25 protein-coding genes are annotated in these 25,335 nt (G+C 67.8%); 13 read left to right on the top strand and 12 right to left on the bottom strand.

The features are described from left to right. Nucleotides 1-82: 82 nt before the first annotated feature. The 4 genes from SIDU_RS14885 to SIDU_RS14870 all read left to right on the top strand — a co-directional run bounded on the left by SIDU_RS14885 (nt 83) and on the right by SIDU_RS14870 (nt 4,349). Nucleotides 83-424 carry a UrcA family protein gene (locus tag SIDU_RS14885; RefSeq protein ID WP_007686981.1) on the top strand — a complete coding sequence of 114 codons (342 nt, stop codon included), beginning with the start codon at nt 83-85 and terminating at the stop codon, nt 422-424. Nucleotides 425-569: 145 nt separating this feature from the next. Then, nucleotides 570-2,096: an NAD(P)/FAD-dependent oxidoreductase gene (locus tag SIDU_RS14880; RefSeq protein ID WP_007686979.1), complete on the top strand. Its 1,527-nt coding sequence runs from the start codon at nt 570-572 to the stop codon at nt 2,094-2,096. 5 nt (nt 2,097-2,101) lie between these two features. Further along, the gene (locus tag SIDU_RS14875) at nt 2,102-2,521 is read left to right on the top strand and encodes a GtrA family protein (RefSeq protein ID WP_007686977.1); all 420 of its coding nucleotides are present in this window, start codon (nt 2,102-2,104) and stop codon (nt 2,519-2,521) included. Beyond that, nucleotides 2,499-4,349 carry a hypothetical protein gene (locus tag SIDU_RS14870; RefSeq protein WP_007686975.1) on the top strand — a complete coding sequence of 617 codons (1,851 nt, stop codon included), beginning with the start codon at nt 2,499-2,501 and terminating at the stop codon, nt 4,347-4,349. Before SIDU_RS14875 ends, SIDU_RS14870 begins: the two co-directional genes overlap by 23 nt. Here SIDU_RS14870 and msrB read toward each other — a convergent pair. The 3 genes from msrB to SIDU_RS14855 are packed head-to-tail and all read right to left on the bottom strand — an operon-like array spanning nt 4,307 to nt 6,943. Continuing rightward, nucleotides 4,307-4,780: a peptide-methionine (R)-S-oxide reductase MsrB gene (msrB, locus tag SIDU_RS14865; protein WP_037508194.1), complete on the bottom strand. Its 474-nt coding sequence runs from the start codon at nt 4,778-4,780 to the stop codon at nt 4,307-4,309. The two genes, SIDU_RS14870 and msrB, sit on opposite strands and share 43 nt — an antisense overlap. A gap of 19 nt (nt 4,781-4,799) precedes the next feature. After that, nucleotides 4,800-5,990, bottom strand: a complete 1,191-nt coding sequence (locus SIDU_RS14860; RefSeq protein WP_007686971.1) for an ABC transporter permease — start codon at nt 5,988-5,990, stop codon at nt 4,800-4,802. Beyond that, complete coding sequence (locus tag SIDU_RS14855) at nt 5,987-6,943, bottom strand: ABC transporter ATP-binding protein (RefSeq protein WP_007686970.1); 957 nt, start codon at nt 6,941-6,943, stop codon at nt 5,987-5,989. Before SIDU_RS14855 ends, SIDU_RS14860 begins: the two co-directional genes overlap by 4 nt. A 43-nt stretch (nt 6,944-6,986) precedes the next feature. Between SIDU_RS14855 and queG the strand changes: the two genes are divergently transcribed. Then, on the top strand, nt 6,987-8,009 hold the full coding sequence (gene queG / locus SIDU_RS14850; RefSeq protein ID WP_007686968.1) for a tRNA epoxyqueuosine(34) reductase QueG: 1,023 nt from the start codon (nt 6,987-6,989) through the stop codon (nt 8,007-8,009). A 66-nt stretch (nt 8,010-8,075) separates the two neighbouring features. Here the strand turns inward: queG and SIDU_RS14845 are convergent, their stop codons facing one another. After that, nucleotides 8,076-8,450 (bottom strand): hypothetical protein, encoded by a 375-nt coding sequence (locus SIDU_RS14845; protein ID WP_007686966.1) that lies wholly within the window; start codon nt 8,448-8,450, stop codon nt 8,076-8,078. Beyond that, nucleotides 8,447-9,127, bottom strand: coding sequence for an EI24 domain-containing protein (locus tag SIDU_RS14840; protein WP_007686964.1), 681 nt, complete (start codon nt 9,125-9,127; stop codon nt 8,447-8,449). Before SIDU_RS14840 ends, SIDU_RS14845 begins: the two co-directional genes overlap by 4 nt. 110 nt (nt 9,128-9,237) lie before the next feature. Between SIDU_RS14840 and SIDU_RS14835 the strand changes: the two genes are divergently transcribed. After that, nucleotides 9,238-10,239 (top strand): adenosine kinase, encoded by a 1,002-nt coding sequence (locus SIDU_RS14835; RefSeq protein ID WP_007686961.1) that lies wholly within the window; start codon nt 9,238-9,240, stop codon nt 10,237-10,239. 39 nt (nt 10,240-10,278) lie between these two features. Here the strand turns inward: SIDU_RS14835 and SIDU_RS14830 are convergent, their stop codons facing one another. The 3 genes from SIDU_RS14830 to tsaD form a co-directional block, all read right to left on the bottom strand. Continuing rightward, nucleotides 10,279-11,799, bottom strand: coding sequence for a lipopolysaccharide biosynthesis protein (locus SIDU_RS14830; protein WP_409349296.1), 1,521 nt, complete (start codon nt 11,797-11,799; stop codon nt 10,279-10,281). A 64-nt stretch (nt 11,800-11,863) separates the two neighbouring features. Continuing rightward, entirely contained in the window at nt 11,864-12,835 is a 972-nt protein-coding gene (locus tag SIDU_RS14825) for an NAD(P)H-dependent glycerol-3-phosphate dehydrogenase (RefSeq protein WP_007686958.1), read from the bottom strand. After that, nucleotides 12,832-13,866: a tRNA (adenosine(37)-N6)-threonylcarbamoyltransferase complex transferase subunit TsaD gene (tsaD, locus tag SIDU_RS14820; protein ID WP_007686956.1), complete on the bottom strand. Its 1,035-nt coding sequence runs from the start codon at nt 13,864-13,866 to the stop codon at nt 12,832-12,834. The genes SIDU_RS14825 and tsaD overlap by 4 nt, the downstream gene beginning before the upstream one ends. 45 nt (nt 13,867-13,911) lie before the next feature. On the opposite strand from tsaD, the gene hemC reads away from it, so the two are divergent. From hemC to SIDU_RS14800, 4 genes are all read left to right on the top strand, one after another. Then, complete coding sequence (hemC, locus tag SIDU_RS14815; RefSeq protein ID WP_021223358.1) at nt 13,912-14,838, top strand: hydroxymethylbilane synthase; 927 nt, start codon at nt 13,912-13,914, stop codon at nt 14,836-14,838. Next, on the top strand, nt 14,835-15,503 hold the full coding sequence (locus tag SIDU_RS14810) for a uroporphyrinogen-III synthase (RefSeq protein WP_007686951.1): 669 nt from the start codon (nt 14,835-14,837) through the stop codon (nt 15,501-15,503). The genes hemC and SIDU_RS14810 overlap by 4 nt, the downstream gene beginning before the upstream one ends. A 10-nt stretch (nt 15,504-15,513) precedes the next feature. Beyond that, the gene (locus SIDU_RS14805; protein WP_007686949.1) at nt 15,514-16,398 is read left to right on the top strand and encodes a hypothetical protein; all 885 of its coding nucleotides are present in this window, start codon (nt 15,514-15,516) and stop codon (nt 16,396-16,398) included. 124 nt (nt 16,399-16,522) lie between these two features. Beyond that, entirely contained in the window at nt 16,523-17,272 is a 750-nt protein-coding gene (locus SIDU_RS14800) for an esterase/lipase family protein (RefSeq protein ID WP_007686947.1), read from the top strand. 153 nt (nt 17,273-17,425) lie between these two features. On the opposite strand, the gene gltX is transcribed toward SIDU_RS14800, so the two are convergent. Beyond that, a complete protein-coding gene (gene gltX / locus SIDU_RS14795) occupies nt 17,426-18,757 on the bottom strand; it encodes a glutamate--tRNA ligase (RefSeq protein ID WP_007686945.1) in 1,332 nt (443 codons plus the stop codon). Nucleotides 18,758-18,883: 126 nt separating this feature from the next. After that, nucleotides 18,884-20,545, bottom strand: coding sequence for an NAD+ synthase (locus SIDU_RS14790; protein ID WP_007686943.1), 1,662 nt, complete (start codon nt 20,543-20,545; stop codon nt 18,884-18,886). Between the two features lie 131 nt (nt 20,546-20,676). Here SIDU_RS14790 and SIDU_RS14785 point away from each other — a divergent pair, with 131 nt between their 5' ends. Continuing rightward, nucleotides 20,677-21,612, top strand: a complete 936-nt coding sequence (locus SIDU_RS14785) for a ribose-phosphate pyrophosphokinase (protein WP_007686941.1) — start codon at nt 20,677-20,679, stop codon at nt 21,610-21,612. A 92-nt stretch (nt 21,613-21,704) separates the two neighbouring features. Here SIDU_RS14785 and SIDU_RS14780 read toward each other — a convergent pair whose 3' ends face one another. Together SIDU_RS14780 and SIDU_RS14775 are read right to left on the bottom strand one after the other, a co-directional pair. After that, nucleotides 21,705-21,941, bottom strand: coding sequence for a hypothetical protein (locus SIDU_RS14780; protein WP_007686938.1), 237 nt, complete (start codon nt 21,939-21,941; stop codon nt 21,705-21,707). Between the two features lie 55 nt (nt 21,942-21,996). Beyond that, nucleotides 21,997-22,425 carry a VOC family protein gene (locus SIDU_RS14775; protein ID WP_037508239.1) on the bottom strand — a complete coding sequence of 143 codons (429 nt, stop codon included), beginning with the start codon at nt 22,423-22,425 and terminating at the stop codon, nt 21,997-21,999. A 128-nt stretch (nt 22,426-22,553) separates the two neighbouring features. Between SIDU_RS14775 and hisN the strand changes: the two genes are divergently transcribed. Together hisN and SIDU_RS14765 are read left to right on the top strand one after the other, a co-directional pair. After that, complete coding sequence (hisN, locus tag SIDU_RS14770; RefSeq protein ID WP_007686935.1) at nt 22,554-23,339, top strand: histidinol-phosphatase; 786 nt, start codon at nt 22,554-22,556, stop codon at nt 23,337-23,339. A gap of 212 nt (nt 23,340-23,551) precedes the next feature. Next, a complete protein-coding gene (locus tag SIDU_RS14765; RefSeq protein ID WP_007686933.1) occupies nt 23,552-25,321 on the top strand; it encodes an AMP-dependent synthetase/ligase in 1,770 nt (589 codons plus the stop codon). The last annotated feature ends 14 nt before the right edge of the window (nt 25,322-25,335 follow it).

Genomic DNA, 25,335 nt, shown 5'->3' with positions numbered 1-25,335 from the left:
CCATAAAGCCTATCTAGATGCGGACCCTTCTCCCACGTCAGGCGTTGGGCAGACCCGATAAGAGTTCGACAGGAGATACAGGATGACCAGAAAGACGTTGGTGGCGCTGACCGCCGCGATTACCCTTGCCTTGCCCGCAGCGAATGCCTTTGCCGGCATCAACGATATGGACGTGGTGGTCGACGGCCGCACCGGGATGGAAACCCGCAGCATCGCCGTGTCGATGGCTGACCTGAACCTTGCCAGCACCCATGGCGCGCGCATGGCCGATTCCCGCATCACCAAGGCCGCCAAGAAGGTCTGCGGCTGGATGAGCGGATCGATCCTGCCCGCCACGCCCGACTATCGCGCCTGCTTCGGCGAAGCGCTGGACGGCGCCCGCTCGGACCTCAACACGCTGATCCAGGCCCAGCGCCAGGGCTGATCCCGCCCGCTTGAAACGAACGCAAGGCCGGCGGCTCACCATGGCCGCCGGCCTTGCCTTTCCTTGCATTGTTACCGTCCATTAACTACTCCTTAGAAGATTTCCTTCACCTAAATCGGCAAAGGATTTCATCGGGGGGCCCTGGATGCCGCAGAACGACCACAATGTGGATGTCGCCATTATCGGCGCGGGTCCGGCCGGCCTGACCGCCGCCTATCTGCTCACCAGGAAGGGCTATTCGGTCAGCGTCATCGAAAAGGATCCCGTCTATGTCGGCGGCATCAGCCGGACGGTGGAACTGAACGGCTTTCGTTTCGACATTGGCGGCCATCGTTTCTTTTCAAAGTCGCAGGAGGTCGTCGACCTCTGGAACGAGATCCTTCCGCATGACTTCATCCAGCGCCCGCGGATGAGCCGCATCTATTATGAGGGCAAATTCTACAGCTATCCGCTGCGCGCCTTCGAAGCGCTGGGCAATCTGGGGCTGTGGCGCTCGACGCTTTGCATGGCGAGCTTCGCCAAGGCCAGGCTGTTTCCCCGGCGCGACGTCCGTTCCTTCCAGGACTGGACCGTCAACGCCTTCGGCCACAAGCTGTTCTCGATCTTCTTCAAGACCTATACGGAAAAGGTCTGGGGCATGCCCTGCGACGAGATGTCGGCGGACTGGGCGGCGCAGCGCATCAAGGGCCTGTCGCTGTGGGGGGCCGTGACCGACGGTCTCAAGCGGTCGCTGGGCCTCAACAGGAAACCCAATGACGGCATGGCGACCAAGACGCTGCTGGAGAGCTTCCGCTATCCGCGCCTCGGCCCCGGCATGATGTGGGAAGCGGCCCGCGACTTCGTGATCGCGCGGGGCAACCGCGTGCTGATGGCGCACAGCCTGGACCAGTTGTCGCAGGACCAGGCGAGCGGCGGCTGGCGCATGGTGGCGCAGGGTCCGGACGGCGAAGTCGCCATCGCCGCCCGCCATGTCATCAGTTCCGCGCCGATGCGCGAACTGGCGGGGCGCATCCGTCCCCTGCCCGCGACGCTGGGCCAGGCGATGGACCTTAAATATCGCGATTTCCTGACCGTGGCGCTGATGGTGAAGGGCGAGGACATCTTCCCCGACAACTGGATCTACATCCACGATCCCAAGGTGCAGGTCGGCCGCATCCAGAATTTTAGGAGCTGGTCGCCCGAAATGGTGCCGGACCCCGATCTGGCCTGCGTGGGCCTGGAATATTTCTGCTTCGAAGGCGACGGCCTCTGGTCGTCCAGCGACGCCGATCTGATCGAACTGGCGAAGAAGGAAATGGCCGCCCTGGGCCTGTGCGATCCCGACGATGTCGTCGGCGGCGCGGTGGTGCGGCAGGAAAAGGCCTATCCGGTCTATGACGACGGCTATGCCGACAATGTCCTGGCCATGCGCACCGAATTGCAGCGGCTCTATCCCACGCTGCACCTGGTCGGCCGCAACGGCATGCACCGCTACAACAACCAGGATCATGCGATGATGACGGCGATGCTGACCGTCCGCAATATCGAGGCGGGCGAACAGCTCTACGACATATGGGCGGTCAACGAGGATGCCGAATATCATGAAGCGGGCGAGGAAGGGCAGGACGCGGCCGGCCGGCGCGCCGCGCTCGCCAGCGAAAGGCTGGTGCCCAATCGCCTGAAGGCGGCCTGACCCCCATGCCTTATTGGGTGCGGAACATGGCCGGGCCGTTCAACGCCGTCTTCGGCCGTTTCACCTTCACGCGCTATCTGCTGGCCAGCATCTGCGCGCTGTCGGCCGATTTCGCGCTGTTCATGCTGCTTCACCGGCTGGGCGCGTCGCCTGCCCTCGCGGCATTGGGCGGCTATTCGGGCGGTCTTGTCCTCCACTGGATGATCAGCACGCAGTTCGTGTTCGAGATGCGCAAGCCCCCCACCCATGGGCAGCGCATCGCCTTCATCCTGAGCGCCCTGATCGGCATGGCGATCACCATGGGGCTGGTGGGCGGGCTGAGCGGCCTGGGGCTTCCGCCCGCCATGGCCAAGCTGGCGGCCGTGCCGGTCAGCTTCCTGTCGGTCTATGCGATCCGGAAATATGGCATCTTCGCCCGCGCCTGACGGCGGCTCCCCTTCCAGGACGGCATCCCTCGCCCGCTGGCAGATTTGCGTCGCGGCGCTGCTGCTATGGGCCTTGTGCTGCGCCGTCATGCTCTGGCTGTTCCGCAACGGGCTGACCACGCTCGAATTCCGCGATCCCGATGACGCCATGCGGCTGCAACAGGTCCGCGACTGGCTGCACGGCCAGGATTTCCGGGACGTCAGCCAGCACCGGGTGAACCCCCCGGCGGGCGGGCCGATGCACTGGTCGCGCATCGTCGACATGCCGATCGCCGCCCTGATCCTGATGCTGCAACCGCTGCTGGGGCCTGTGCGCGCCGAACTGGCGGCCTGCGCGCTGGTACCGCTGCTGTTGCTGGGGGGATTGACGGCCACGGTCTTCCTGGCGGCGCGGCGCGCTGCCGGCGGCCTCTTCGTCCCGATGCTGGCGGTCGTGCTGCTGCTGACCACGCCGACCATCCTGGTCCAGTTCACGCCGTTCCGGATCGACCATCACGGGTGGCAGATATGGATGGCGGCCGTGGCGCTGTGCGGCGCGCTGGATGCCCGCTGCCTGAGGGGGGGCGTCACGGCCGGCCTCGCGCTGGCGGTGTGGCTTCAGATTTCCAGCGAGGCGCTGCCCTATGCGGCCCTGTTCGCCGGCGCCTTAGCGCTGCGGAGCTGGTTCGACCGGCGGGAGGCGGCGCGCATCGCCGCCTATGCCGTCACGCTGGGCGGCGGCGCGCTCCTGCTCCTGCTGCTGCTGCGCGGCTCCGGCGCGGTGCTGGCCCGATATTGCGACGGGCTTTCGGCGGCCTATATCTGGCCGCTCCTGGCCTTCGCGCTGGCGATGCCGCTGGCGCTGCGCCTGATCGGCGCGACGACCGTTCGGCGGCGCTTCATGGCGACGGCGGCGGCAGGCGGCGCGGCGGCGGGCGTGTTCCTGCTGAGCGGCGGGGCCTGCCTGTCCGGCGACCCGTTCAAGGCGCTCGGCCCGGTCGCCTATCGCCTATGGTATCTCCAGGTGAAGGAAGGCCGCCCGATCTGGGAGCAGGGCCTGTTGATGGCCGGGATCATCCTGTTGCCGGCGGTCATGGGGCTGGCCAGCACGATTGTCGCAGCCTGGCGCGCCCCGGAACGGGAGGCGCGGGACCGCTGGATCGTCATCGCCCTGCTGCTGGCCGGAGCGCTGGCGGTCGCGATCCTCGTGCTGCGCGCCATGTCGGTGGCGCATGTCCTGGCGCTGCCCGGCACGGCCTGGCTGCTGCTGGCGACGTTTCAGCATATCCAGGGCTGGAGCAGGGCGGTGGCGCGCATATTGGTGACGGCGAGCGTCGCCATATTGCTCACCCCGGCGGGCCTGTGCGGCGCCTGGATATTGATCGCGAGCGGCGCGGCGGAAAAGGAGCAGCCCGAAACCGTCAATTGCCGGACGGCGGCGCTGCTGGCCCCCCTGCGGGCGCTGCCCCGATCGACCCTGTTCGCGCCGCTCGATCTGGGGCCGGACATCCTCGTGCGGACCGGGCACAACGTGATCGGCACGGCCCATCACCGCAACGCGACGGGCATCAACGCGGTCATAGACGGTTTCACGCAGCCGCCAGTCAAGGCTTTGACGACCATCATGCGCCTGAACGGCGGCAAGGGTCCGGATTACCTGCTGACCTGCAACGATATGAACGAGATCAAGCATTATCGCGCCGATTTCCCGCAAGGGCTGGCCGCGGCATTGAAGCGCGACAAGCCGCCGCGCTGGTTGCGGCCGGTCCCCAGCAAGGGGCCGCTCCGCATCTACAAGGTGATCGCTCAGCCGGCGACAAAGGCCAGCGCGACGCCGTTCATGCAGTAACGCTTGCCGGTGGGCTTCGGCCCGTCATCGAACACATGGCCCAGATGCCCGCCGCAGCGGGCGCAATGCACCTCCGTTCGCGGATAGCCCAGTTCGAAATCGCGCGAGGTGCCGACGGCGCGGGGCAGCGGCGCCCAGAAGCTGGGCCAGCCCGTGCCGCTGTCGAACTTGGTCTTCGAACTGAAAAGCCGTTGCCCGCAACCGGCGCAGGCGAAGATACCGGTGCGATGTTCCTTGTTGAGGGGACTGGTGAAGGGATATTCAGTCGATCGCTTGCGCAGCACCTGATAGGCGAGCGGGCTGAGGCGCCGGCGCCACTCCGCATCGCTGAGCGTGAAGGGATAGGCGGCGGCCCTGCCCAGCCCGGCCTGCCAGAGGACGATCATCGTCGCGGCGCAGCCGCCCATGCCCAGGAATCGCCGCCGGTTCATGGGGTCCGCCATAGCAGGGTCAGCCTGTCGCGCTTCTGAACAACTGCTTCCACCAGCCGCCGCCCGATTTCAGCACATGGCGGCGGAACAGCAGCACGCCGATGCGGATGATGAGGCCCACCCAGAGCATCTGCCAGGCGATGGCGAGGAGATGAGGCCAGAGCGTGTCCACCTGCGCCGCGCGGGCGATCATGGCGAAGGGGGAGGAGAAGGGCAGGATCACCGCCGCGACCTCCGGCGGCGATCCCATCTTGTCGACGGCATAGGTGGCGAAGAAGAAGATCAGCATCTGCCCCATGGTCACGGGCATGTTGAGCGTCTGCACTTCCCGCACGGTCGCCGCCTGCGCGCCGATGCCCAGGAACAGGGAACCGAGCAGCGTATAGGCCATGGCGAAATAGACGACGGCCAGCATCAGGAAGAGGGGCCAGCCGATGGCGGGTTCGGGCAGGCTGACGCCCGGCGTCTTCAACGCCAGGAACACGCAGAAGGCGGTCCCGCCCCAGAAAAGGATGCCCACGAAGCTCATCGCCAGCATCGCCATCAGCTTGCCCAGGAAGATCGCGTCGACCGGCACGGCGGCAGCCAGTATCTCTATGATCTTGTTGGTCTTTTCCTCGACCAGATTGGACAGGATCATGCCCGCGAGCAGGATGGTGAGGAAGAAGACGACGATCTGCGCGATCCGGCCGATCACCAGCCTGCCCTGGGTCTGCGCGCCGACGCTGGTGGCGACCTGCTGCGCCTCGACCTGGACCATGCGCAGCGACTTTTCGGCCATGGCGGCGCTGGCGAGCAGGCTGATGTCCCCTTCCAGCCGCCGGATGTCCTGCGGCTGGCCCGTCATCACCGGCCGGGCGGGCGATCCCGACACGATGACCATGACGTCGGCATTCGCCCTGGCCAGTTGGACGCGGGGCGCGGGGGACAGCGGCACGCGGCGCAGCGCCGGCAGCGCTTGCGGCCCCATGCGTTCCGCCAGCCGGGCATGGGCGCGCTCCATCCGCGCCGCATCGGCCGGGGACATGGCGATGCCGACGACCGGGCGCAGGTCGGTGGTCGAAATCTTGTCGCCCAGCCCACCGAAGGCCATGCCGATGACGATGGGGAACAGCGGACCCAGCAGGAAGAAGATGAAGGTGCGGGACAGCACCACGGCGGTGAAATCCCGCCGGGCGATGACGAAGGCGGCGCGCATCAGTTCGCTCATGCCGCTTCCTCCCGCTGCTGGTCGTCCTGCATCTGCCGGGCGGCCGCCTCGCCCGCTATGGCGACGAAGGCGTCGTGCAGGCCGGGGCGCTCGATCGAGAGGCTTTCTATCCCGGCATTGCCGTCCAGCAGGGCGCGAAGCAGCGGCTCTATGCCCTCCTGCGGCAGGGGGAAATGCCAGGTTCCGTCCTCCGCCAGGGTTTCGGCGGGCAAGGCGCGGCGCCAGCCGCCGTCGCTGGCGCGGGTGCGCAGACGCACCTGCGGGCGCAGCCGGTTGCGGGCGTCATCCACCGTGCCTTCGAAGCGGACGCGGCCGCCCGCGACGATGGCGACGCGCTCGCACAGCCGTTCGGCATGGGCGATCACATGGGTGGAGAACAGCACCGTGACGCCGCGCCGGGCCTGGTCCCGGATCAGCACCTCCAGCTTGCCCTGGTTGAAGGCGTCCAGGCCGGAAAAGGGCTCGTCCAGCACGATCAGGCGCGGTTCGTGGACGATGGTGCCGAAAAGCTGGACTGTCTGGGCCATGCCCTTCGACAATTGGCGGATCGGCTTTTCGGCGGAGGCGCCCATGCCGTAGTCCGCCAGCATGGCGCGGGCGCGTTCCCGCCCGATCCTGAGCGGCAGGCCGCGCAGCGCGCCCATGAAGGCGACGGCCTCAAACGCCTTCATCGACGGGTAGAGGCCGCGTTCCTCCGGCAGATAGCCGACATTGCGCGCCTGGCGCAGCGGCGCGGGGTCGCCCAGCAGGCTGCGGTGCCCCTCATCGGGATCGATGATGCCCAGCAGCGTGCGCAGCATCGTCGTCTTGCCCGCGCCATTGGGGCCGAGAATGCCGTAGATCGACCCGGCGGGCACCGCGACGTCGATGCCGTCCACCGCCCGGAAATCGCCGAATGTCTTGACAAGACCACGGCCTTCGACGGCATAGGTCGGTTGAGAAGCCCCGATCATCGGCCTCTGATAGTCGCATCGCATGCCAACGCAAAACGAAACATTGGAACAGCGGCTTAAGGCCGAAGCGTGGCGGCTGGGCTTTGCCGCCTGCGCCATCGCGCCGGCCGACGCCGCGCCGCGTTCGGCCGAAAGGCTGCGGCAATGGCTGGATGCGGGCCATCATGGCGAGATGCTGTGGATGGAGGAACGCGCCGGGCAGCGCGGATCGCCGCAAGGGCTCTGGCCGGACGTGCGCAGCGTCGTCATGCTGGGGATGAGCTATGCGCCGGGGCGCGATCCGCTGGCGCTGGCGGACGCGCGCGACCGGGGCCGGATTTCGGTCTATGCGCAGGGGCGCGACTATCATGACGTGGTCAAGAAGGGGTTGAAGGCCCTCGCCCGCTGGCTGGTGGAGCAGCATCCCGGCGCGCTCAAGGTCTTCGTCGATACCGCCCCGGTGATGGAAAAGCCGCTGGCGCAGGCCGCGGGCCTCGGCTGGCAGGGGAAGCACAGCAACCTCGTCAGCCGGACGCATGGAAGCTGGCTGTTCCTGGGCGCGATCTACAGCGAGATCGCGCTGGTCCCCGACGCGCCGGAGGATGACCATTGCGGCAGTTGCACCGCCTGCCAGACCGCCTGCCCGACCGACGCCTTTCCCGCGCCCTATATGGTCGATGCGCGGCGGTGCATCTCCTACCTCACCATAGAGCATAAGGGGCCGATTCCGGAGGAGTTGCGCGCCGGGATCGGCAATCGCGTCTATGGCTGCGACGATTGCCTGGCGGTGTGCCCGTGGAACAAGTTTGCGGATGCGGCGGCGGCGAACAGGGCCTTTGTCGGGCGGGCGGAACTGGCGGCGCCGGAACTGGGCGACCTGCTGGCGCTGGACGATGCGGGCTTTCGCGAGATTTTCGCAGGCTCCCCCATCAAGCGGATCGGGCGGAACCGGATGGTGCGCAATGCCGCCATCGCCGCGGGGAACAGCGGCGACAGGCGGTTGGTGGGCCGGTTGCAGGCGCTGGCGGCGGACGACGATCCAGTGGTGGCGGAGGCGGCTCGCTGGGCGCTGGAGCGGTTGGGCTAGCACTTGCCGCCCAATACACCGTGCTCCTGCCTTCGCAGGAGCACGGCATGCTTCATCCCACCATCATCACTTCGCCTGCAACGCCGCCGAGCAGCTCGCCGCGTCGACATCCGTGCCCGTGGGCGTGCGCGCATCGACATGGGTGACGAGCGGCTCCTTCCCCTGCGGCGGCAGGTAGAGATAGGCGTCCAGCACGCAGCGGCCATTGGCGAATTGCAGCTTGCGCATGGCGCTTTCGCGAATGTCGAGCCGGGGCTGGCCGAACAGGCGCATGAGCTGCTTCGCGTCCGACCCGATCAGGGGGCCTGGGCGGGTGAAGGCGCTGGCCGGAGGACCGGCGGGCGGCCGGGCGATCTGGGTCGCGGGCGGCGGCACGACGCCTCCGCAAGCGGCCAGGGTCAAGAGCGAAGCCAGGACGAGCGCCGGATGGGGACGGGTCATGGCATGTTCCTTCGGGCACCGTGCAGCATGTGGACCGCCATAGCCGCGCTCCAGATCGGCGCAAGCAGGTTGAGGCCCGGCACCAGGAAGATCAGCGCCGAAGCGAGGCCCATGAGCCACCGGCCGCCGCGCGGGATCGGCGGCAGGTCGGGATGGCGCGGCTCGACCATGTCGGCCATGTCGCGGCCGAGCAGGGCGGCGTTCAGGATCAGGAACAGGCCCAGCGTGCCGATCCCCGTCACCAGCAGCAGCAGATAGACCGGCAGGGCGAGCAGGTTCCAGCCCAAGGTCCGCAGGACGGAGCGCAGCGCGAAACCAAGGCTGCGCGCCCAGCCGACCGGCCGAGCGCGGGCCGCCGCCGCGGGATAGCTGTCCCGCTCGACGGCGACGATGATGTCGTCGGCAAAGAGGCTCATGATCGCCATGGCGGTGGCGCGGAACAGCAGCCAGCCGACGGCGATCACGGCGATGGCGGTCGCGGTCGCCTCCGCCAGCCCGCCCCAGCCCGCGCCCGTCGCCCAGCCGAAATGCAGTCGGGCGGCGTGGATGCCGGTCCACAAGGCGGCGGCGAGGAGCGCGAAGGCGAGCAGGGTCAGCAGCAGCGTCTTGACCAGCAGCCGCAGCGCGGCGCCATGGAAGATGGAGGGAAAGGCGCGAAGGGCGGCGGCAAAGACCATGGCTCAGCTATTCCCGCCTTGGCGCGCAGCGTCAATCAGCGCCGTTGCGCGCCGCGCCCCGCATCGGTAGAGACGGCGGGATTTTCTCCCTTATTCACGAAGGATTTTGCGTGATCGCTGCTGCCCCCACGCTTGATGTTGTCGCCATCGGCAACGCCATTGTCGACGTGCTCGCCCGGAGCGACGACGCTTTCCTGGCCGAACATGCGCTGACCAAGGGCGGCATGCAGTTGATCGACGCGGAAACCGCCGAAAGCCTCTATGCCGACATGGGCGCGGGCAAGGAGATCAGCGGCGGATCGGCGGCGAACACGCTGGCAGGGCTGGCCGCGCTCGGCAAGAAATGCGGTTTCATCGGGCAGGTCAATGACGACCAGCTCGGCGCCGTCTTCGCCCATGACGTGCGCGCGCTCGGCATCCGCTACGATACGCCGGCGATGCGGGGCGACGTGCCGACGGCGCGCTGCCTGATCCTGGTGACGCCCGACGCGCAGCGGACGATGAACACCTTTTTGGGCGCGTCGCAATTCCTGCCGGAGGCCGCGCTGGACCTGGACCTTATCCGTTCCGCCTCGATCCTCTATCTGGAAGGCTATCTCTGGGATCCGGAGCAGCCGCGCGCGGCGATGCGCGCCGCGATCGACGCGGCGCGGGGCGCGGGGCGGAAGGTCGCCTTCACCCTGTCGGACAATTTCGTGATCGACCGCCATCGCGCCGACTTCATCGACCTGATCGACCAGGGGCTGATCGACATCCTCTTCTCCAATGAAGGCGAAATCCAGTCGCTGGCCGGGGCGCATGATTTCGACGCCGCCGTGGCCGCCATCGCCCCGAAGGTGCCGGTGCTGGTCTCCACCCGCAGCGAGAAGGGGGCGATCGCCGTGGTAGAGGGCCTGCGGTACGAAGCGCACGCTGCCCCGGTGGCCGAAGTGATCGACACGACCGGGGCGGGCGACCTGTTCGCGGCGGGATTCCTGGCCGGTCATCTGGAGGGGCTGGAGGTCGACAAGTGCCTGAAACTGGGCGCGGCGGCGGCGGCCGAAGTGATCTCCCACTGGGGCGCGCGGCCGGAGGAGGACTTGAAGGCGATCCGGGCGAAGACGCTGGGATAAGATGAGAGGCCGGGCGAAGGTCCGGCCTTTTCCTCTGCGTCAGGCCGCCTTCTGCTTCCGGAACAGCGCGCGGTCGTCCGGGCCGAACCCCCAGCGCCAGATGACGAAGCCATAGACGCCAAGGATGGTGAACACGCCGAAGACCAGTTCCACCCATTCGAAATCGGGCGGCAGCGCGACGAACGCCGCGCCGACGATGCAGGCGACGCCGGAAGCGCTGAGCAGTGGCCAGCGCCAGGCGTTGACCCTGGCGCCGAGCAGGGTGGAAAGCAGGCGCGCCTTGACCAGCGCGCTGACGCCGAGCGCGATGCTGAGCGCCAGCGCGGGCGCGGCGGCGACCGCCATGTCGCGCAGGCCCAGGCGCCGCGCCGCGAAGATCAGCAGGAAGCTGAGCGCGGCCTGAAGCCCGATCATCAGCAGCGAGATCATCAGATTGCGGTGCCGGGCGATATAGACCAGCGCCGATTCGCTGACCACGGCGGTCGCCGCCACGACTTCGGCCAGCAACAGGAAGGCGAGCGCGCCCGTTCCGCCGACGAAATGGGGGCCGACCAGGCCCATCACCGCCTCGCCCGGAATGCCGAGCGCGAGCGCGATGCCCGCCTGCGCCGCGATGATCCAGAAGCCGACCTGGCTCACCTGCCGGGCTATGGCGGTGAGATTGCCCTCCGAAAGATTGCGGGTGATGACCGGGCCCAGGATCGGGTCGAAGCTGGTCTTCAATTTCTGGGGCAGGGAGGCGACCTGCTGCGCCACATAATAGATGCCGACCACAGCCGGGCTGACGAACAGGCCGAGGATCGCCATGTCCAGCCGGCGCGACCCCCATTCCACGCCGTCCGCCGCCGCCAGCGGCAGGTTGCGGCGCGCCAGCCGCCACAGCCGCCCGAAATCCGGGCGCCAGCCATAGGGAATGCCGTAATGGCGGGTCATCGGAATGATCGAGGCGACCAGCGCGGCGATCATCGAGACCACATAGGAGAGGATCAGCCCGTCGCGGGTCGAATAATAAGCGAAGCCGAAGGCGCCGATGCTGATCGCCCAGGGTTCGATGATGGACCGCGCCCGCACTGTGGCGCCGATGTCGAAGCGATAGGCGCAGGCGGCCAGCGCCACGTCGGACCCCGCGACCGCGATCACGATCAGGGCGAGCAGGCGGTCGAGGCCGTTGATGCCGCTGTTGGGGAACATGGCCTGGGGGAAGGCGACCAGGAGCGCGCTGCCGATCAGGGAGGCGATCAGCGTCACCACCATGGCGTCGGTGACGACATGGCTGTGCGGCCGCTCCGTCTGGGCGAGCGCGCCCGCCAGGCCGCGCTTCAGGCCCAGCGTCGCAAGCTGCGCGACGAACTCCACCACCAGCACCGCATAGGCGAAGCGGCCCAGCGCGTCGGCGCCATACCAGCGGCCGGCGATGAACAGGAACGGCAGGCGCGCCGCCAGGCGGAGCAGGAAACCGAACACATTGGTCCGTCCACCCTTGGCGAGCGCCGCAATATCGTCCTGCTGCGCGGGAGAGGCCCCTTCAGCCGCCAAAGAATTACGATCCCCCTGTGACATCAATGCTGTCGCGTCATTTTGTGAAGCCGGACTGTAGCAACAAATGGGGACGGGGCGATGAAATTTATTCGGCGCGCAGCGGACGGGCGAGCAGCGCGTCCATCACCTGGGCCAGCGGCGCGGCGTCCTCCAGAAGGGCGCAGACCGCCTCGACCACGGGCATTTCCACCCTGGCGGCGCGGGCGGCCTCGCGCAGCACGGGCGCGGTGAAGGCGCCTTCCGCCACGGTCCGGCGGTTGGTGAGCAGGTCGCGAGCCGCCCGCCCCTCGCCCAGTCCCTTGCCAAGGGAGAAGTTGCGGCTGTCGGTCGAGGAACAGGTAAGGACGAGGTCGCCCAGCCCGGAAAGGCCCGCCAGCGTTTCGGCGCGGGCGCCCCTGGCCAGCCCGAAGCGGGTCATTTCGGCAAAGCCCCGGCTGATCAGCGAAGCGCGGGCATTGAGGCCCAAGCCCGCGCCCTCCGCGACGCCGCAGGCGATGGCGAGGACATTCTTGACCGCGCCGCCGATCTCCGCGCCGACGACATCGTCGGACAGATAGGGGCGGAAGGCAGGCCGCGCGATCCGGGCGGCGATCTTCGCGGCAAGGTCCGCGTCGGTGCAGGCGAGCGTGATCGCGGTGGGCAGGCCCTTCGCCACCTCATGGGCGAAGGTCGGCCCGGAAAGGACGGCGATGGGCGAGGCGGGCTGGGCCTGCGCCGCCACTTCGGACATGAGCAGGCCGGTGCCCGCCTCTATGCCCTTGGAACAGAGGATGAGCGGGGTGCCCGCAGGCGCCTGCGCGACGACCTTGCGAAGATGCTGGGCCGGGCTGACGATCAGCAGCATGTCGCGGTCGGCCATGGCGGCGATGTCGCCGGTCGCTTCGATCGAGGGGCTGAGCGGAATTCGCGGCAAGTAGAGCGGGTTCTGGCGGTCGTTATTGACCGCTTCCACCACCTCCGGCTCCAGCGCCCAGAGGCGGACATGCTGGCCATCCGCGGCGAGCGTCTGGGCCAGCGCCGTGCCCCATGCGCCTGCGCCTATAATACCGGCCTTCATGCTTTCACTCCTGCTCCGCGCGCCTTTTCCGCGCTGGGGTCGAGCGGCCAGCGCGGGCGGGCCGGGACCGTCAGATCGTCGATCAGGCCGGCCGCATGGCGTTCCGCCCCTGCCCAGGCGATCATCGCCGCATTGTCCGTGCACAGCCAGAGCGGCGGCGCGACGAAGGGCAGGTCGTGCTTCGCGGCGAGCGCCTCCAGCGCGGCGCGGATCGACTGGTTGGCGGCGACGCCTCCTGCGACGACGAGGGCGGTGATGTCCTGAAGGCCCGCCAGTTGCCGCTCGGTGCGGTCGATCAGGCAGTCGATGACGGCCTGCTGGAAGCTGGCGGCGATGTCCTGGGTCGAATATCGGCCGGACTGGGCGGCGCGCATGACCGCGCTTTTGAGGCCCGCGAAGGAGAAATGGGGTTCCGCCGTGCCGACCAGCGGGCGCGGCAGCGGGACGGCCTTCGGATCGCCCTTGGCCGCCGCCTTCTCGACCGCCGGTCCGCCGGGATAGCCCAGGCCGAGCAGCTTCGCCGTCTTGTCGAAGGCCTCGCCGCTGGCGTCGTCGATGGTGGTGGCCAGGCGCGCATAGTCGCCCGGCCCCCGCACATGCAGCAACTGGCAATGGCCCCCCGACACCAGCAGCAGCAGATAGGGGAATTGCAGCGTCGGATCGGCCAGGCGCGGCGAGAGGGCATGGCCTTCGAGGTGGTTGACCGCGATCAACGGCTTGTTCGCGGCATGGGCAAGCGCCTTGCCGGTGACGAGGCCGACCATAACCCCGCCGATCAGGCCGGGACCGGCGGTGGCGGCGATCACGTCCACATCATCGAGCGTGAGGTCGGCGTCCTTGAGCGCCGCCTCTATCAGGGGCGCAAGCGCCTCGACATGGGCGCGGGCGGCGATTTCCGGGACGACGCCGCCATAGGGGCGATGCGCCTCCTCCTGCGTGGCGAGGCGGTGGGCGAGGATCCTGCCGTCCGCCGTCACCAGCGCCGCCGCGGTTTCGTCGCAGCTTGATTCCAGGCCGAGGATGATCGTCATTGCCGCTTCCATCTAATGCCCGCGACCATTAGAGCAAGCGGGATCATGCAAAAGCCTTCCCGACCGCTCCGCCTTGGTACCCGTGGCTCCCCGCTCGCGCTGGCGCAGGCGCATATGACGGTGGCTGCGCTGCGGGCGCGCCATGGCTGGGATGAAGGCGCGGTCGAGATCGTCGTGGTGCAGACCAGCGGCGACCGGATTCAGGACAGGGCGCTCGCGGACATCGGCGGCAAGGCGCTCTGGACCAAGGAGCTGGACCGTGCGCTGGCCAGCGGCGAGATCGATTTCGCCGTGCATTCGATGAAGGATGTGGAGACGATCCGCCCCGCCGAAATCCGCATCGCCGCCATGCTGCCCCGCGCCGATGTGCGCGACCGGCTGGTCGGCGCGGACGGTTTCGCGGCGCTGCCCGAAAGGCCGGTGGTGGGCACCAGCTCGCCGCGCCGGGCGGCGCAGGTCAGGCGGCTTCGGCCCGACGCGCAGGTCGTCCTGTTCCGCGGCAATGTCGCGACGCGGCTCGCCAGGCTGGACAGGGGAGAGGCGCATGCGACCCTGCTGGCGGCGGCCGGGCTGGACCGGCTGGGCCAGGGCGATGTGGGCGTCGCCATCCCCGTGGACGTCATGCTTCCCGCGCCGTCCCAGGGGGCCGTGGGCATCGAGACGCTGAGCGGCGATGAAGCGATGCTGGACCTGCTGGCGGCGATCAGCGACGCCGACACCTTCGATTGCGTGATGGCGGAGCGGGCGGTGCTGGCGGGGCTGGGCGGAACCTGCCATTCGCCCATCGCGGCGTTCGCCCGGCTGGAGGATGGGCAGGTCCGCCTGCGGGCCGAGATCATCAGCCCCGACGGGCAGGAGACGGTCGGCGAAACGGCGCGGATCGAACGGGGCGATGCCGCCGCCGCCGAAGCGATGGGGCGTGGCCTGCTGGACCGAGCCAGCCCGGCGTTGCGGCTTCTGTTCGAAGCGTGAGGCCCGTCGTCATCCTGCGGCCCGAACCGGGGGCGGGCAAGACGGCGGCGCGGGCGGCGGAACGGGGGCTGGAAGCGCGGGTCTTTCCGCTGTTCGCGCCTCGGGCGCTGGAGTGGCACGCGCCCGCCCCGGAAAGGTTCGACGCCCTGTTGCTGACCAGCGCCAATGCCGCCCGACTGGCGGGCGAAGGGCTGGCCCGCTATCGAAAGCTGCCCGCCTATGCGGTCGGACGGGCGACGGCGAAGGCGCTGGAGGAAGCCGGATTCGCGGATGTCGTCGTCGGAGATGGCGACGGCACCGCCGTTGCGCGGCGGATCGCGGCGGACGGGCATGGCCATGTGCTGCACCTGGCGGGGCGGACGGTGGCGCCGATCGACGCGGGCGCGCTGCGGATCGATCGGATCGCCGTCTATGAAATGCTGCGGACCGGCGAGGAGGGATGGGCGGAGCGGCTGGAGGCCGGCAGCGTCCTTCTGGTCCACTCCCCGCGCGCCGGCGAATTGCTGGCGCGCCATGTGGGCCCGGAACGGCGGAGTTCGTTCCACCTGATCGCGATCAGCCCCGCCGCTCTGGCCGCCTGCGGCGCCGGATGGGCCAGCGCCCAGGCGCCCGACAAGCCCGATGATGAGAGGATGCTGGCCCTTGCCGTCCGATTATGCGAATGATTCGCCTCATATGGAAGAAAAGCCCTTGATGAGCGATATGGACGCCCCGGCGAGCGGCGCGACGGCGCCCCTCCCGGCGCGGCGCGGACCCTGGCTGCTGGCCCTGCTGGTCTTGCTCGCCTTTGCGGTCGGGGTCGTGCTGACCGTCCTCGCCTTGCCGCGCATCCAGCGGTGGAATGCGCCGCAACGGCCATCGGTGCTGAGCGATCCGCTGCTGAATGCCGTCGCGCCGGGCGTGCCGATGCGTCCGCTTTCCGCCGATGCCGGGCAGATGCTGGACGCGCGGGTCGTGCAACTGGAGGAACGGCTGAACCGCATCACGGTGGAGGCGCAGGCGGCGTCGGGCAATGCGGCGCGGGCGGAAGGCCTGCTGGTCGCCTTCGCGGCGCGGCGGGCGCTCGATAGCGGGGCGCCGCTCGGCTATATAGAGGGCCAGTTGCGCCTGCGTTTCGGCCAGGCGCAGCCGCGCGCGGTGGCGACGATCATCAACGCCGCGCGGGAGCCGGTGACGCTGCCCGACCTGCGCGCCGGGCTGACGGCGCTCGCCGATCAGGTCACCGTTCCCCCCGCCAATGCAAGCTGGTGGGAAGCGCTGGAGCATGAGGCGCGGGAGATCATTACCATCCACCGGGCGTCCACCCCCTCTCCCCGGCCGCAGGCGGCGCTGGACCGGGCGCTGCGCTATCTGGACGGATCGCGGGTCGGCGCGGCGCTGGCGGAGGTGGAGCAGATGCCGGGGCGCGCCGCCGCCGACCGCTGGATGCAATATGCGCGGCGCTACATGGAGGCGCGGCGGGCGCTGGACCTGATCGAGACGGCTGCGATATTGGAGCCGCGCCAGTTGCGGGCGGCCGATGGCGCTGCGGTCGCGCAGACCTCTCCGCTGGCGCCCTGATCCTGCCCCCCGGCCATTGTCACAAACGGCGAACCGTTCATGCCCGCGGATAAATCTCCATGGACTTGGGAGCCTGCGTCATGAGAATGTCATTTTTCCCGCGGGAAGAAGGAAAGACATTTTCGTGCCCCCCTATGCCGACGCCATCGCCAGTTTCTGGAAGGCCCGTTTGGCCAGCGGCCCCCGTGCAGCCGAGCGGCCGTCGCTCCAGCACCTGTTGGGCAATGCGTCCTTGCCCTTCGATCTGGCGCGGACGCGGGCGCGGGCGCCTCAACTGGCGCAGGCGATCCGCGGCGATGGGCGGCGGATACTGCTGATTCCCGGCCTGCTGGCAAGCGAGCATCGGATGGAGCCTCTGCGCGCCGTGCTCAATGCGGCGGGATATGAGGCGCATGGCTGGGGCATGGGCCGGAATTTCGGACCCAGGCCCGACAGCCTGGAGCAGATCGACCGCCGGGTGGACGCCATAAGGCGGGAGACCGGAGCGCCCGTGACCCTGGTGGGATGGAGCCTGGGCGGGCTGTTCGCGCGCGAATATGCCAAATTCGCCACGCGCAAGGTCGGCGGAGTGGTGACGATGGGCACGCCCTTTTCCGGCGATCCGCGCGCCAACCATGCCTGGCGGCTCTATCAGCTCGTTTCCGGATTTCCCGTCGACCGGCCGCCCTTCACCTGCCGGCGCGAGGAAAAGCCGCCGGTGCCGACGGTCGCGCTCTGGTCGCGGCGGGACGGCGTGATCCTGCCCCGCTGCGCCAAGGGACGCGCCGGGGAGCGCGACCGGGCTATCGAGGTCGACTGCACGCATATGGGCTTCGCCGCAGCACCGGAGGGTATTTTGGCGGTGGGCGAGGCGCTGGAGGCCATGCGGGGCTGAGGTGCTGGGTCTGTGGACCTATCCTATTCCTCCCCATCGGAGATGGGGAGGTGGCAGCGCTAAGCGCTGACGGAGGGGAACGGGGCACACCTCCAAAATTCCCCTCCACCGCTTTCAGCGGCGGTCCCCACGCTTCGCGTAGGGAGGATTCGCCTATGAGGATTTCAGCCGGCTCAGCGCTTCGTCCCTGCCGATCAATGGCAGCATCTGACCCATGTCGGGGCCGTGATCCATGCCTGTCAGAGCGCGGCGCAGGGGCAGGAACAGCGCCTTGCCCTTGCGGCCTGTCTCCGCTTTCAACGCTTCGGTGAGGGTGCGCCAGACGGCGCCGTCGAAGGCCGTTTCCGTCAGAATGTCGTGCGCAAGAGCCAGGAAGTCGCGGTCTTCCTCCGCTGGAACTGGCGCATCGATCGGGCCGGTGACGATCCGCCACCAGTCGGCCGCGTCACTCACGGTTTCCAGATTGGGGCGGATGGCGTCCCACGCCACCTCGTCCATGTCCTGGGGCAGGCGGTCCGCGACGGCGGCATAGGGCAGCAGGTGGACGATCTTCTGGTTGAGGGTCGCCAGTTCCGCCTCGTCGAAGCGGGCCGGGGCGCGGCCGAAATGGGCGAAGTCGAAGCTGTCGATCAGCGGCTGCATGTCCGCGAACGGCTCGACCGGCATCGAACTGCCGAGCCGCGCCAGCAAAGAGGCGATGGCGGCAGGCTCCAGCCCGATCTCGCGAAAATGGGCGACGCCCAGCGAGCCGAGACGCTTGGAAAGCTTGCCTTCGCTGCCCGTCAGCAGCGCCTCATGGGCGAAGGCAGGCAGGCTCGCCCCCAGCGCCGCGAACATCTGGATCTGGGTGGCGGTGTTGGACACATGGTCTTCGCCGCGCAGCACATGGGTCACGCCCATGGCGATATCGTCGATCACCGAGGGGAGCATGTAGAGCCAACTTCCGTCGGCGCGGCGGATCACCGGGTCGGACAGCAGCTTCGGATCGAAGCGCTGCTCGCCGCGGATGAGGTCGGTCCAGCCGATGGGCTGGCCATGATCGAGCTTGAAACGCCAATGGGGCTGGCGGCCTTCGGCCTTATAAGCGGCGATCTGGTCAGGGGTCAGGGACAGGGCGGCGCGGTCGTAGACCGGGGGCAGGCCCCGGCCCAGCAATATCTTGCGGCGCAGGTCCAGTTCCTGCGCCGTTTCATAGGCGGGGTAGACATGGCCTGAGGCCTTGAGCGCCTCGAATCTTTCCTCATACAGGGCGAAGCGGTCGGACTGTTTCTCCTCCCCGTCCCAGTGCAGGCCCAGCCAGCGGAGGTCGGCCTTGATGGCTTGCGCATATTCCGGGCGGGAGCGTTCGAGGTCGGTGTCGTCCAGCCGCAGCAGGAACCGGCCGCCGCTCTTGCGCGCCCACAGCCAGTTGTGGAGCGCGGCGCGGATATTGCCGACATGCAGGTTGCCGGTGGGCGAGGGGGCGAAGCGGGTGATGACGGTCATATCATATGCAACCCGTTCGCGCTGAGTAGGGGGCTGAGCTTGTCGAAGACCCGTATCGAAGCATCCTTCGATACGCCATTTCGACTTCGCTCAATGGCTACTCAGGACGAACGGCCTTTTTCATGGCTAGAGCGTGCGGAAGGCGTTGGTGATCGGATAGCGCCGGTCGCGGCCGAAATTGCGCATGCCCAGCTTCACGCCGGGGGGCGACTGGCGGCGCTTATATTCGGCGACGTAGAGCAGGCGCTCGATGCGGGCGACGGTGTCCTTGTCGAAGCCGCGCGCGACCAGTTGCTCCACCGACAATTCCTCCTCCACCAAGCCGTAGAGGATCGGGTCCAGCACCTCATAGGGGGGCAGGCTGTCCTCGTCCTTCTGATTGTCGCGCAGTTCGGCGCTGGGCGGCTTGGTGATGACGCGGTCGGGCATGACCGGCCCCCTGGGACCGAAGGCCTCGCCCAGCGACGGCACATTCTCGTTCCGCCAGCGGCAGAGGTCGAACACCGTGGTCTTGTAGGCGTCCTTCAGCACCGAATAGCCGCCCGCCATGTCGCCATAGATGGTGGCGTAACCGACCGACATCTCGCTCTTGTTGCCGGTGGTCAGCAGCATATGGCCAAATTTGTTGGACAGGCCCATCAGCGTCACGCCCCGGATGCGGGACTGGATATTCTCCTCGGTCAGGTCGCGCTGGCGGCCGGTGAAGACGTCCGCCAGCATCGCGTCGAAGGCTTCCACCGCCGGTTCGATGGGGATGCTGTCGTAACGGACACCCAGCATCCGGGCGCATTCGACCGCGTCGTCCAGGCTTTCCCGGCTGGTGAAGCGGGACGGCATCATCACGCACCACACCCGGTCGGCGCCCAGCGCGTCGACGGCGACGGCGGCGGACAGGGCGGAATCGATGCCGCCCGACAGGCCCAGCACCACGCCGGGAAAGCGGTTCTTGTTCACATAGTCGCGCAGGCCGAGGACCATGGCGTTGTAGATGTCGGCCGGGCGCTCATCCAGGACATGGCGCTCGCCGGGCAGGCAGACCCACTGGCCTTCCCATTTCTCCCAGGTCGTGAGGACCAGCGCCTCTTCCCAGTCGGGAAACTGCCGGGCGATGCTGAGGTCGCCGTTCATCACGAAGGACGCGCCGTCGAACACCAGCTCGTCCTGCCCGCCGACGCGGTTCAGATAGACGAGCGGCAGGCCGGTTTCGCGGACGCGGGTTCCGGCGACGGCGTTGATGCGGCGGTCGTCCTTGTCCACCTCGAACGGGGAGCCGTTGGGGCTGATCAGGATTTCCGCGCCCTCCGCCCGCAGATGGGCGGTGACGAAGGGGAACCAGATGTCCTCGCAGATCGGCACGCCGATCTTCACGCCCCGAAAATCGATGGGCGCGGGCAGCGGGCCGGGGGCGAACAGGCGCTTTTCATCGAACGTCCCGTAATTGGGCAGTTCGCGCTTCTGCCGGATGGCGGTGACCGCGCCGTCCTCCAGCAGGGCGACGACGTTGAAGAGCACGCCCTGCGACGCGACGACGGTGCCGACCAGCATGGCCGGGCCGCCATCCGCCGTCGCCTGCGCCAGCCGGTCCAGTTCATGGTTGGCGCGGTCGACCAGGGCGGGCTTCAGCACCAGATCCTCAGGCGGATAGCCGATCAGTTGCAGTTCGGGATAGACGATGAGGTCCGCCTCCATCGCCCGCGCGCGCCATTCCAGCATCGCGTCGGCATTGGCGGCAAGGTCACCCACCGACTGCGTCATCTGGGCCAGGGCTATCACGAGTTTGTCGGTCATGGTCCGCGCCCCTAGAGCATTTTGCGGCAGCGCGCAAAAGCGCCTTTTCAGGAAGGGCCTCCGCCGCTAAAGGGGCCGCGTTCCGACAGCGTCATCAATATGTCACGCCATTTACTTTTAGGGGTTTGGCCATGAAGCTCATGACCGGCAATTCCAACAAGCCGCTCGCGGCCGCCATCGCCGACTATATCGAGATTCCCCTGACCGACGCGAGCGTCCGCCGCTTCGCCGACGAAGAGGTTTTCGTGGAAATTCACGAAAATGTCCGCGGCGAGGACGTGTTCGTGATCCAGTCGACCAGCTATCCGACGAACGACAATCTGATGGAATTGCTGATCATGATCGATGCGCTGAAACGCGCCTCGGCCAAGCGAATCACGGCAGTCGTCCCCTATTTCGGCTATGCCCGGCAGGACCGGAAGCCCGGCCCCCGCACGCCGATCTCGGCCAAGCTGGTCGCCAACCTGATCACCACGGCGGGCGCCAACCGCGTGCTGTCGGTCGACCTGCATGCCGGGCAGATCCAGGGCTTCTTCGACATTCCGACCGACAATCTGTTCGGCGCGCCGGTGATGTCGGCCGACATCCAGGCGCGCTTTGGCGACCGCAACCTGATGGTCGTGTCGCCCGACGTGGGCGGCGTGGTGCGCGCCCGCGCCCTTGCCAAGCGGCTGGACAACGCCCCGCTCGCCATCGTCGACAAGCGGCGGGAGCGCGCCGGCGAATCGGAAGTCATGAACATCATCGGCGACGTGAAGGGCCGCTTCTGCGTGCTGATCGACGACATCGTCGATTCGGCGGGCACGCTCTGCAATGCCGCGGACGCGCTCAAGGCGGCCGGGGCCGAGGAAGTGGTCGCCTATGTCAGCCATGGCGTGCTGTCGGGCGGCGCGGTGGCGCGGGTCGAGGCGTCGGAACTCAAGGAACTGGTCATCACCGATTCGATCCAGGGCACCGACGCGGTGTGCGGCGCGAGCAGCATCCGTCACCTGCCGATCGCACCCCTGCTGGGCGAGGCGATCAAGCGCATCGCGGACGAAAGCTCGGTCTCCAGCCTGTTCGACTGAGATCGCCTTGAGGGACATGAAAAACGCTGCCGGCGTGATCGTCGGCAGCGTTTTTCATGTCCGTTCGACAAAGTTGCGCGGCGCGACTTTGCTCAGTTGCGCGGAAACAGCAGCAGCGGCAGGCTGCATAGCAGCGCCATGGCCAGGAAGATGCGCTGGCTGAGCGATATGCCCAGCGGCTTGTCGCGCCACAGCCAGGGGCAGGTCAGCAGGGCCAGCATGAACAGGATGTTCGCCAATGCGGGCGAGCCGTCGGACGGCATATCCTGCCACAGCGCCAACCCCCCGAACAGGGCCATGAAACTCGCAATCCAGCCGATCAGCGCCACCAGCAACTCCTTCAAGACATGCCGAAGGAGTAGGACGACCCGAAGCGGCGGAACTTTAGGCGAAATGAGCCCAGGGATCGTAAGTGCCGAAGCTCCAGACATTGCCTTCCGGGTCCAGCGCCTCATAGCCGCGTCCGGGATAGCCGTCATTGTCATGCGGCTCGCTGACCACCACGGCGCCTTCGTTCCGGGCATGGAGGCAATGGGCGTCGGCATCGGGCACGACCACATAGATGCAGGCGGTGACGCCGCCCAGTTCGCGGGGCGTGGTCCAGCTGTAGAGCGACTCCGCCTCGCCGTCGCGGGCGCTGCCCAGCATGACCATGCCTTCCCCCAGCACGAGTTGGGCATGGTGGATGATATGCGGATCGTCCGCGTCCTCGTAACTGGCCTGCACTTCGAATCCGAAGGCCTGGCAGAGAAACCGGATGGCGGCGGGCGCGTCGGCATAGCGCAGCGCTGGGATGACGGGAGAACCGGGCATCATGTCCCTCCTTCAGGGAATCGGCGAAGTCCAGCCTATCCCTTGCATGCGATCGCCGCGACATCTGTTTGTGCATTTTCCGGTCGTCGACCGTTCCGCCCGGCCACAAAATGCTCTAGGCCGGCGGCATGACGACCCGCGACGACCTGGCCCTTGCCAACCGCCTTGCCGACGCCGCCCGCGCGGCGATCCGCCCCTTTTTCCGCGCGCGCTACGACATGGAATTCAAATCCGACCAGTCCCCCGTGACGGAGGCGGACCGGGCGGCGGAAGCGGCGATCCGCGCGATCCTGGAAAAGGAACGGCCGCAGGACGGCATCATCGGGGAGGAATATGGCGCGGCCCGCGAGGATGCGGAGCGGGTATGGATCCTCGATCCCATCGACGGCACGCGCAGCTTCATCGCCGGGCGGCCGATCTTCGGCACGCTGATCGCGCTGACGCAGGCGGGTTGGCCCACCATCGGGATCATCGACCAGCCCATAGCGGACGAACGCTGGGCGGGGATGATGGGGCAACCGACGACCTTCAACGGCAGGCCGGTGACGACCCGCGCCTGCCGCGCCCTGGACCAGGCGATCCTGGCCTCCACCGCGCCGCAGCTTTTCCCCGGCTGCACCGCCGAGCATTTCTCGCGCCTTGCGGGGCAGTGCCGCGACACCGTCTGGGGCGGCGACTGCTATAATTACGGGCTGGTCGCGTCCGGCCATGTCGACATCGTGGTCGAGGCAGGGCTGAAGCTGCACGATCTGGCGGCGCTGGTGCCGGTGGTCGAGGGCGCGGGCGGGCGGATGTGCGACTGGGCCGGCGAACCGCTCACCCATGACAGCGACGGCCAGGTAATCGCGCTTGGCGACGCGGCGCGGCTGGACGATGTGCTGGAGGCGCTGGCCGAGGGGCATGAGGATCATTAGCCCGCTAATTATTTCACGGCTAGCGGACGTCGGCGGCCGCCCCGGAATATAGCGCGCTCCTGCCACGGGCGCTTTAACGGGGGCCATGCAGGCGTTTCCGGGAAATCCGCGAAAAATCATGGCCGTTACGGCATGGCGCGGTTATAGCCTGGGAGGCAGTAAAGCGCGCCAAAAAGACGCGCCGCTAGCGAGGAGATGCCGTTTTGAGCGCGATGGAGCGTTTTCCCAATCTGGTGACCATGTTCTTCGACCGCGCCAGGGCGATGGGCGACGCCCCCTTCCTGTGGCGCAAGGCGGCGGGGGAATGGCAATCGCTCAGCTGGACCGAAGTCGCTCTGGAGGTCGCCTCGCTGGCCAGCGCATTGCAGGCGCAGGGATTGAAGCCGGGCGATCCGGTGATGCTGGTCAGCGAGAACCGGCCGGAATTCTGCATCGCGGACCTTGCCATCATGGCGGCGGGCTGCGTCACGGTGCCGACCTACACCACCAACACCACCCGCGACCACCAGCATATCCTGACCGACAGCGGCGCCCGCGCCGTCATCGTTTCCACCGCGAAGCTGGCGCAGAACCTGATGCCCGCCGTGCTGCGGTCGCAGGCCAGCTTCGTCATCGGCATGGAGCCGTTGCGCGGCATGCAGGGCGATGTCGCCTGCCATCTATGGAGCGACCTGATCGCCCATTATCCCACCGACATCGAGGCCTGCGCCGCCAGCCAGGCGGCGAAGCGCGACGATCTGGCCTGCATCATCTACACCAGCGGCACCGGCGGCGCGCCGCGCGGGGTGATGCAGCATCACGGCGCCATCCTCTGCAATATCGAGGGGGCCGACAAGTTGCTGGAGGAGGATTTCGGGCGGGGGCAGGAGGTGTTCCTGTCCTTCCTGCCCCTGTCCCACGCCTATGAGCATAGCGGGGGCCAGTTCCTGCCGATCATGGTGGCGGGTCAGATCTATTATTCCGAAGGGCTGGAAAAGCTGGCCAGCAATATCGAGGAAGCGCGGCCGACGATCATGGTCGTCGTCCCCCGCCTGTTCGAGGTGCTGCGCGCCCGCATCATCAAGTCGATCGAGAAGCAGGGCAAATTCCCCGCCTATCTGCTGGGCCAGGCGCTGCGCATCGCGGCGAAGGAGCAACGCGGGCGGAAATCGCTGCTCGACCTGCCGATGAAGGCGCTGCTGGCGCGCACCCTGAAGCCCAAGATCGCGGCCCGGTTCGGCGGGCGGATGAAGGCGCTGGTGTCGGGCGGCGCGCCGCTCAATCCCGATGTCGGCCTGTTCTTCGACGCCATGGGGCTGACGCTGCTCCAGGGCTATGGCCAGACCGAGGCGGGGCCGGTGATCAGTTGCAACCGCCCCCGCGCCGGGATCGCGATGGACACGGTGGGGCCGCCGCTGGACGGGGTGGAGGTGCGGATCGCGGACGACGGCGAAATCCTCGTCCGCGGGGAACTGGTGATGCACGGCTATTGGCGCAATGCGGCGGAAACGGAAAGGGCGCTGCAAAATGGCTGGCTGCACACCGGCGACATCGGGGAGATCGACGAAAAGGGCCGCATCCGCATCACCGACCGCAAGAAGGATCTGATCGTCAACGACAAGGGCGACAATGTCTCGCCCCAGAAGGTGGAAGGCATGCTGACGCTCCAGCCGGAGATCGGGCAGGCGATGGTCCATGGCGACCGGCGGCCGCATCTGGTGGGGCTGCTGGTGCCCGACGCCGAATGGACGCGCGAATGGGCGGCGGAGCAGGGACGCAAGGTGGAGGGCATCGAGAAGGATGCCGCCTATCAGGCTGCGCTGCGCGCCGCGGTCGACCGGGTGAATGACGATCTGTCGGTGATAGAGCGGGTGCGGCGCTTCATCCTGGCCGACGAACCCTTCACCATAGAGAATAGCGAGATGACGCCGTCGATGAAAATCCGCCGCCACGTCATCCGCGCCCGCTATCAGGATCGGCTGGACGCGCTGTACAAGGGGTGAATCCCGGCCGACCG

The sequence above is a fragment of the Sphingobium indicum B90A genome (assembly GCF_000264945.2).
Taxonomy (GTDB): Bacteria; Pseudomonadota; Alphaproteobacteria; order Sphingomonadales; family Sphingomonadaceae; genus Sphingobium; species Sphingobium indicum.
This window is presented reverse-complemented; position numbering and strand designations above follow the sequence as displayed.

What these genes read in the sequence shown, in the direction of transcription:
- SIDU_RS14860 (WP_007686971.1), bottom strand. Translation starts at nt 5,990, where the DNA reads ATGAGCGAACTGATGCGCGCCGCCTTCGTCATCGCCCGGCGGGATTTC.
- SIDU_RS14840 (WP_007686964.1), bottom strand. Translation starts at nt 9,127, where the DNA reads ATGGTCTTTGCCGCCGCCCTTCGCGCCTTTCCCTCCATCTTCCATGGC.
- hemC (WP_021223358.1), top strand. Translation starts at nt 13,912, where the DNA reads ATGCAAAAGCCTTCCCGACCGCTCCGCCTTGGTACCCGTGGCTCCCCG.
- msrB (WP_037508194.1), bottom strand. Translation starts at nt 4,780, where the DNA reads ATGAACCGGCGGCGATTCCTGGGCATGGGCGGCTGCGCCGCGACGATG.
- SIDU_RS14875 (WP_007686977.1), top strand. Translation starts at nt 2,102, where the DNA reads ATGCCTTATTGGGTGCGGAACATGGCCGGGCCGTTCAACGCCGTCTTC.
- SIDU_RS14785 (WP_007686941.1), top strand. Translation starts at nt 20,677, where the DNA reads ATGAAGCTCATGACCGGCAATTCCAACAAGCCGCTCGCGGCCGCCATC.
- SIDU_RS14790 (WP_007686943.1), bottom strand. Translation starts at nt 20,545, where the DNA reads ATGACCGACAAACTCGTGATAGCCCTGGCCCAGATGACGCAGTCGGTG.
- hisN (WP_007686935.1), top strand. Translation starts at nt 22,554, where the DNA reads ATGACGACCCGCGACGACCTGGCCCTTGCCAACCGCCTTGCCGACGCC.
- SIDU_RS14880 (WP_007686979.1), top strand. Translation starts at nt 570, where the DNA reads ATGCCGCAGAACGACCACAATGTGGATGTCGCCATTATCGGCGCGGGT.
- tsaD (WP_007686956.1), bottom strand. Translation starts at nt 13,866, where the DNA reads ATGACGATCATCCTCGGCCTGGAATCAAGCTGCGACGAAACCGCGGCG.
- gltX (WP_007686945.1), bottom strand. Translation starts at nt 18,757, where the DNA reads ATGACCGTCATCACCCGCTTCGCCCCCTCGCCCACCGGCAACCTGCAT.
- SIDU_RS14765 (WP_007686933.1), top strand. Translation starts at nt 23,552, where the DNA reads ATGGAGCGTTTTCCCAATCTGGTGACCATGTTCTTCGACCGCGCCAGG.
- SIDU_RS14830 (WP_409349296.1), bottom strand. Translation starts at nt 11,799, where the DNA reads ATGTCACAGGGGGATCGTAATTCTTTGGCGGCTGAAGGGGCCTCTCCC.
- SIDU_RS14845 (WP_007686966.1), bottom strand. Translation starts at nt 8,450, where the DNA reads ATGACCCGTCCCCATCCGGCGCTCGTCCTGGCTTCGCTCTTGACCCTG.
- SIDU_RS14825 (WP_007686958.1), bottom strand. Translation starts at nt 12,835, where the DNA reads ATGAAGGCCGGTATTATAGGCGCAGGCGCATGGGGCACGGCGCTGGCC.
- SIDU_RS14855 (WP_007686970.1), bottom strand. Translation starts at nt 6,943, where the DNA reads ATGATCGGGGCTTCTCAACCGACCTATGCCGTCGAAGGCCGTGGTCTT.
- SIDU_RS14870 (WP_007686975.1), top strand. Translation starts at nt 2,499, where the DNA reads ATGGCATCTTCGCCCGCGCCTGACGGCGGCTCCCCTTCCAGGACGGCA.
- SIDU_RS14775 (WP_037508239.1), bottom strand. Translation starts at nt 22,425, where the DNA reads ATGCCCGGTTCTCCCGTCATCCCAGCGCTGCGCTATGCCGACGCGCCC.
- SIDU_RS14885 (WP_007686981.1), top strand. Translation starts at nt 83, where the DNA reads ATGACCAGAAAGACGTTGGTGGCGCTGACCGCCGCGATTACCCTTGCC.
- SIDU_RS14805 (WP_007686949.1), top strand. Translation starts at nt 15,514, where the DNA reads ATGGAAGAAAAGCCCTTGATGAGCGATATGGACGCCCCGGCGAGCGGC.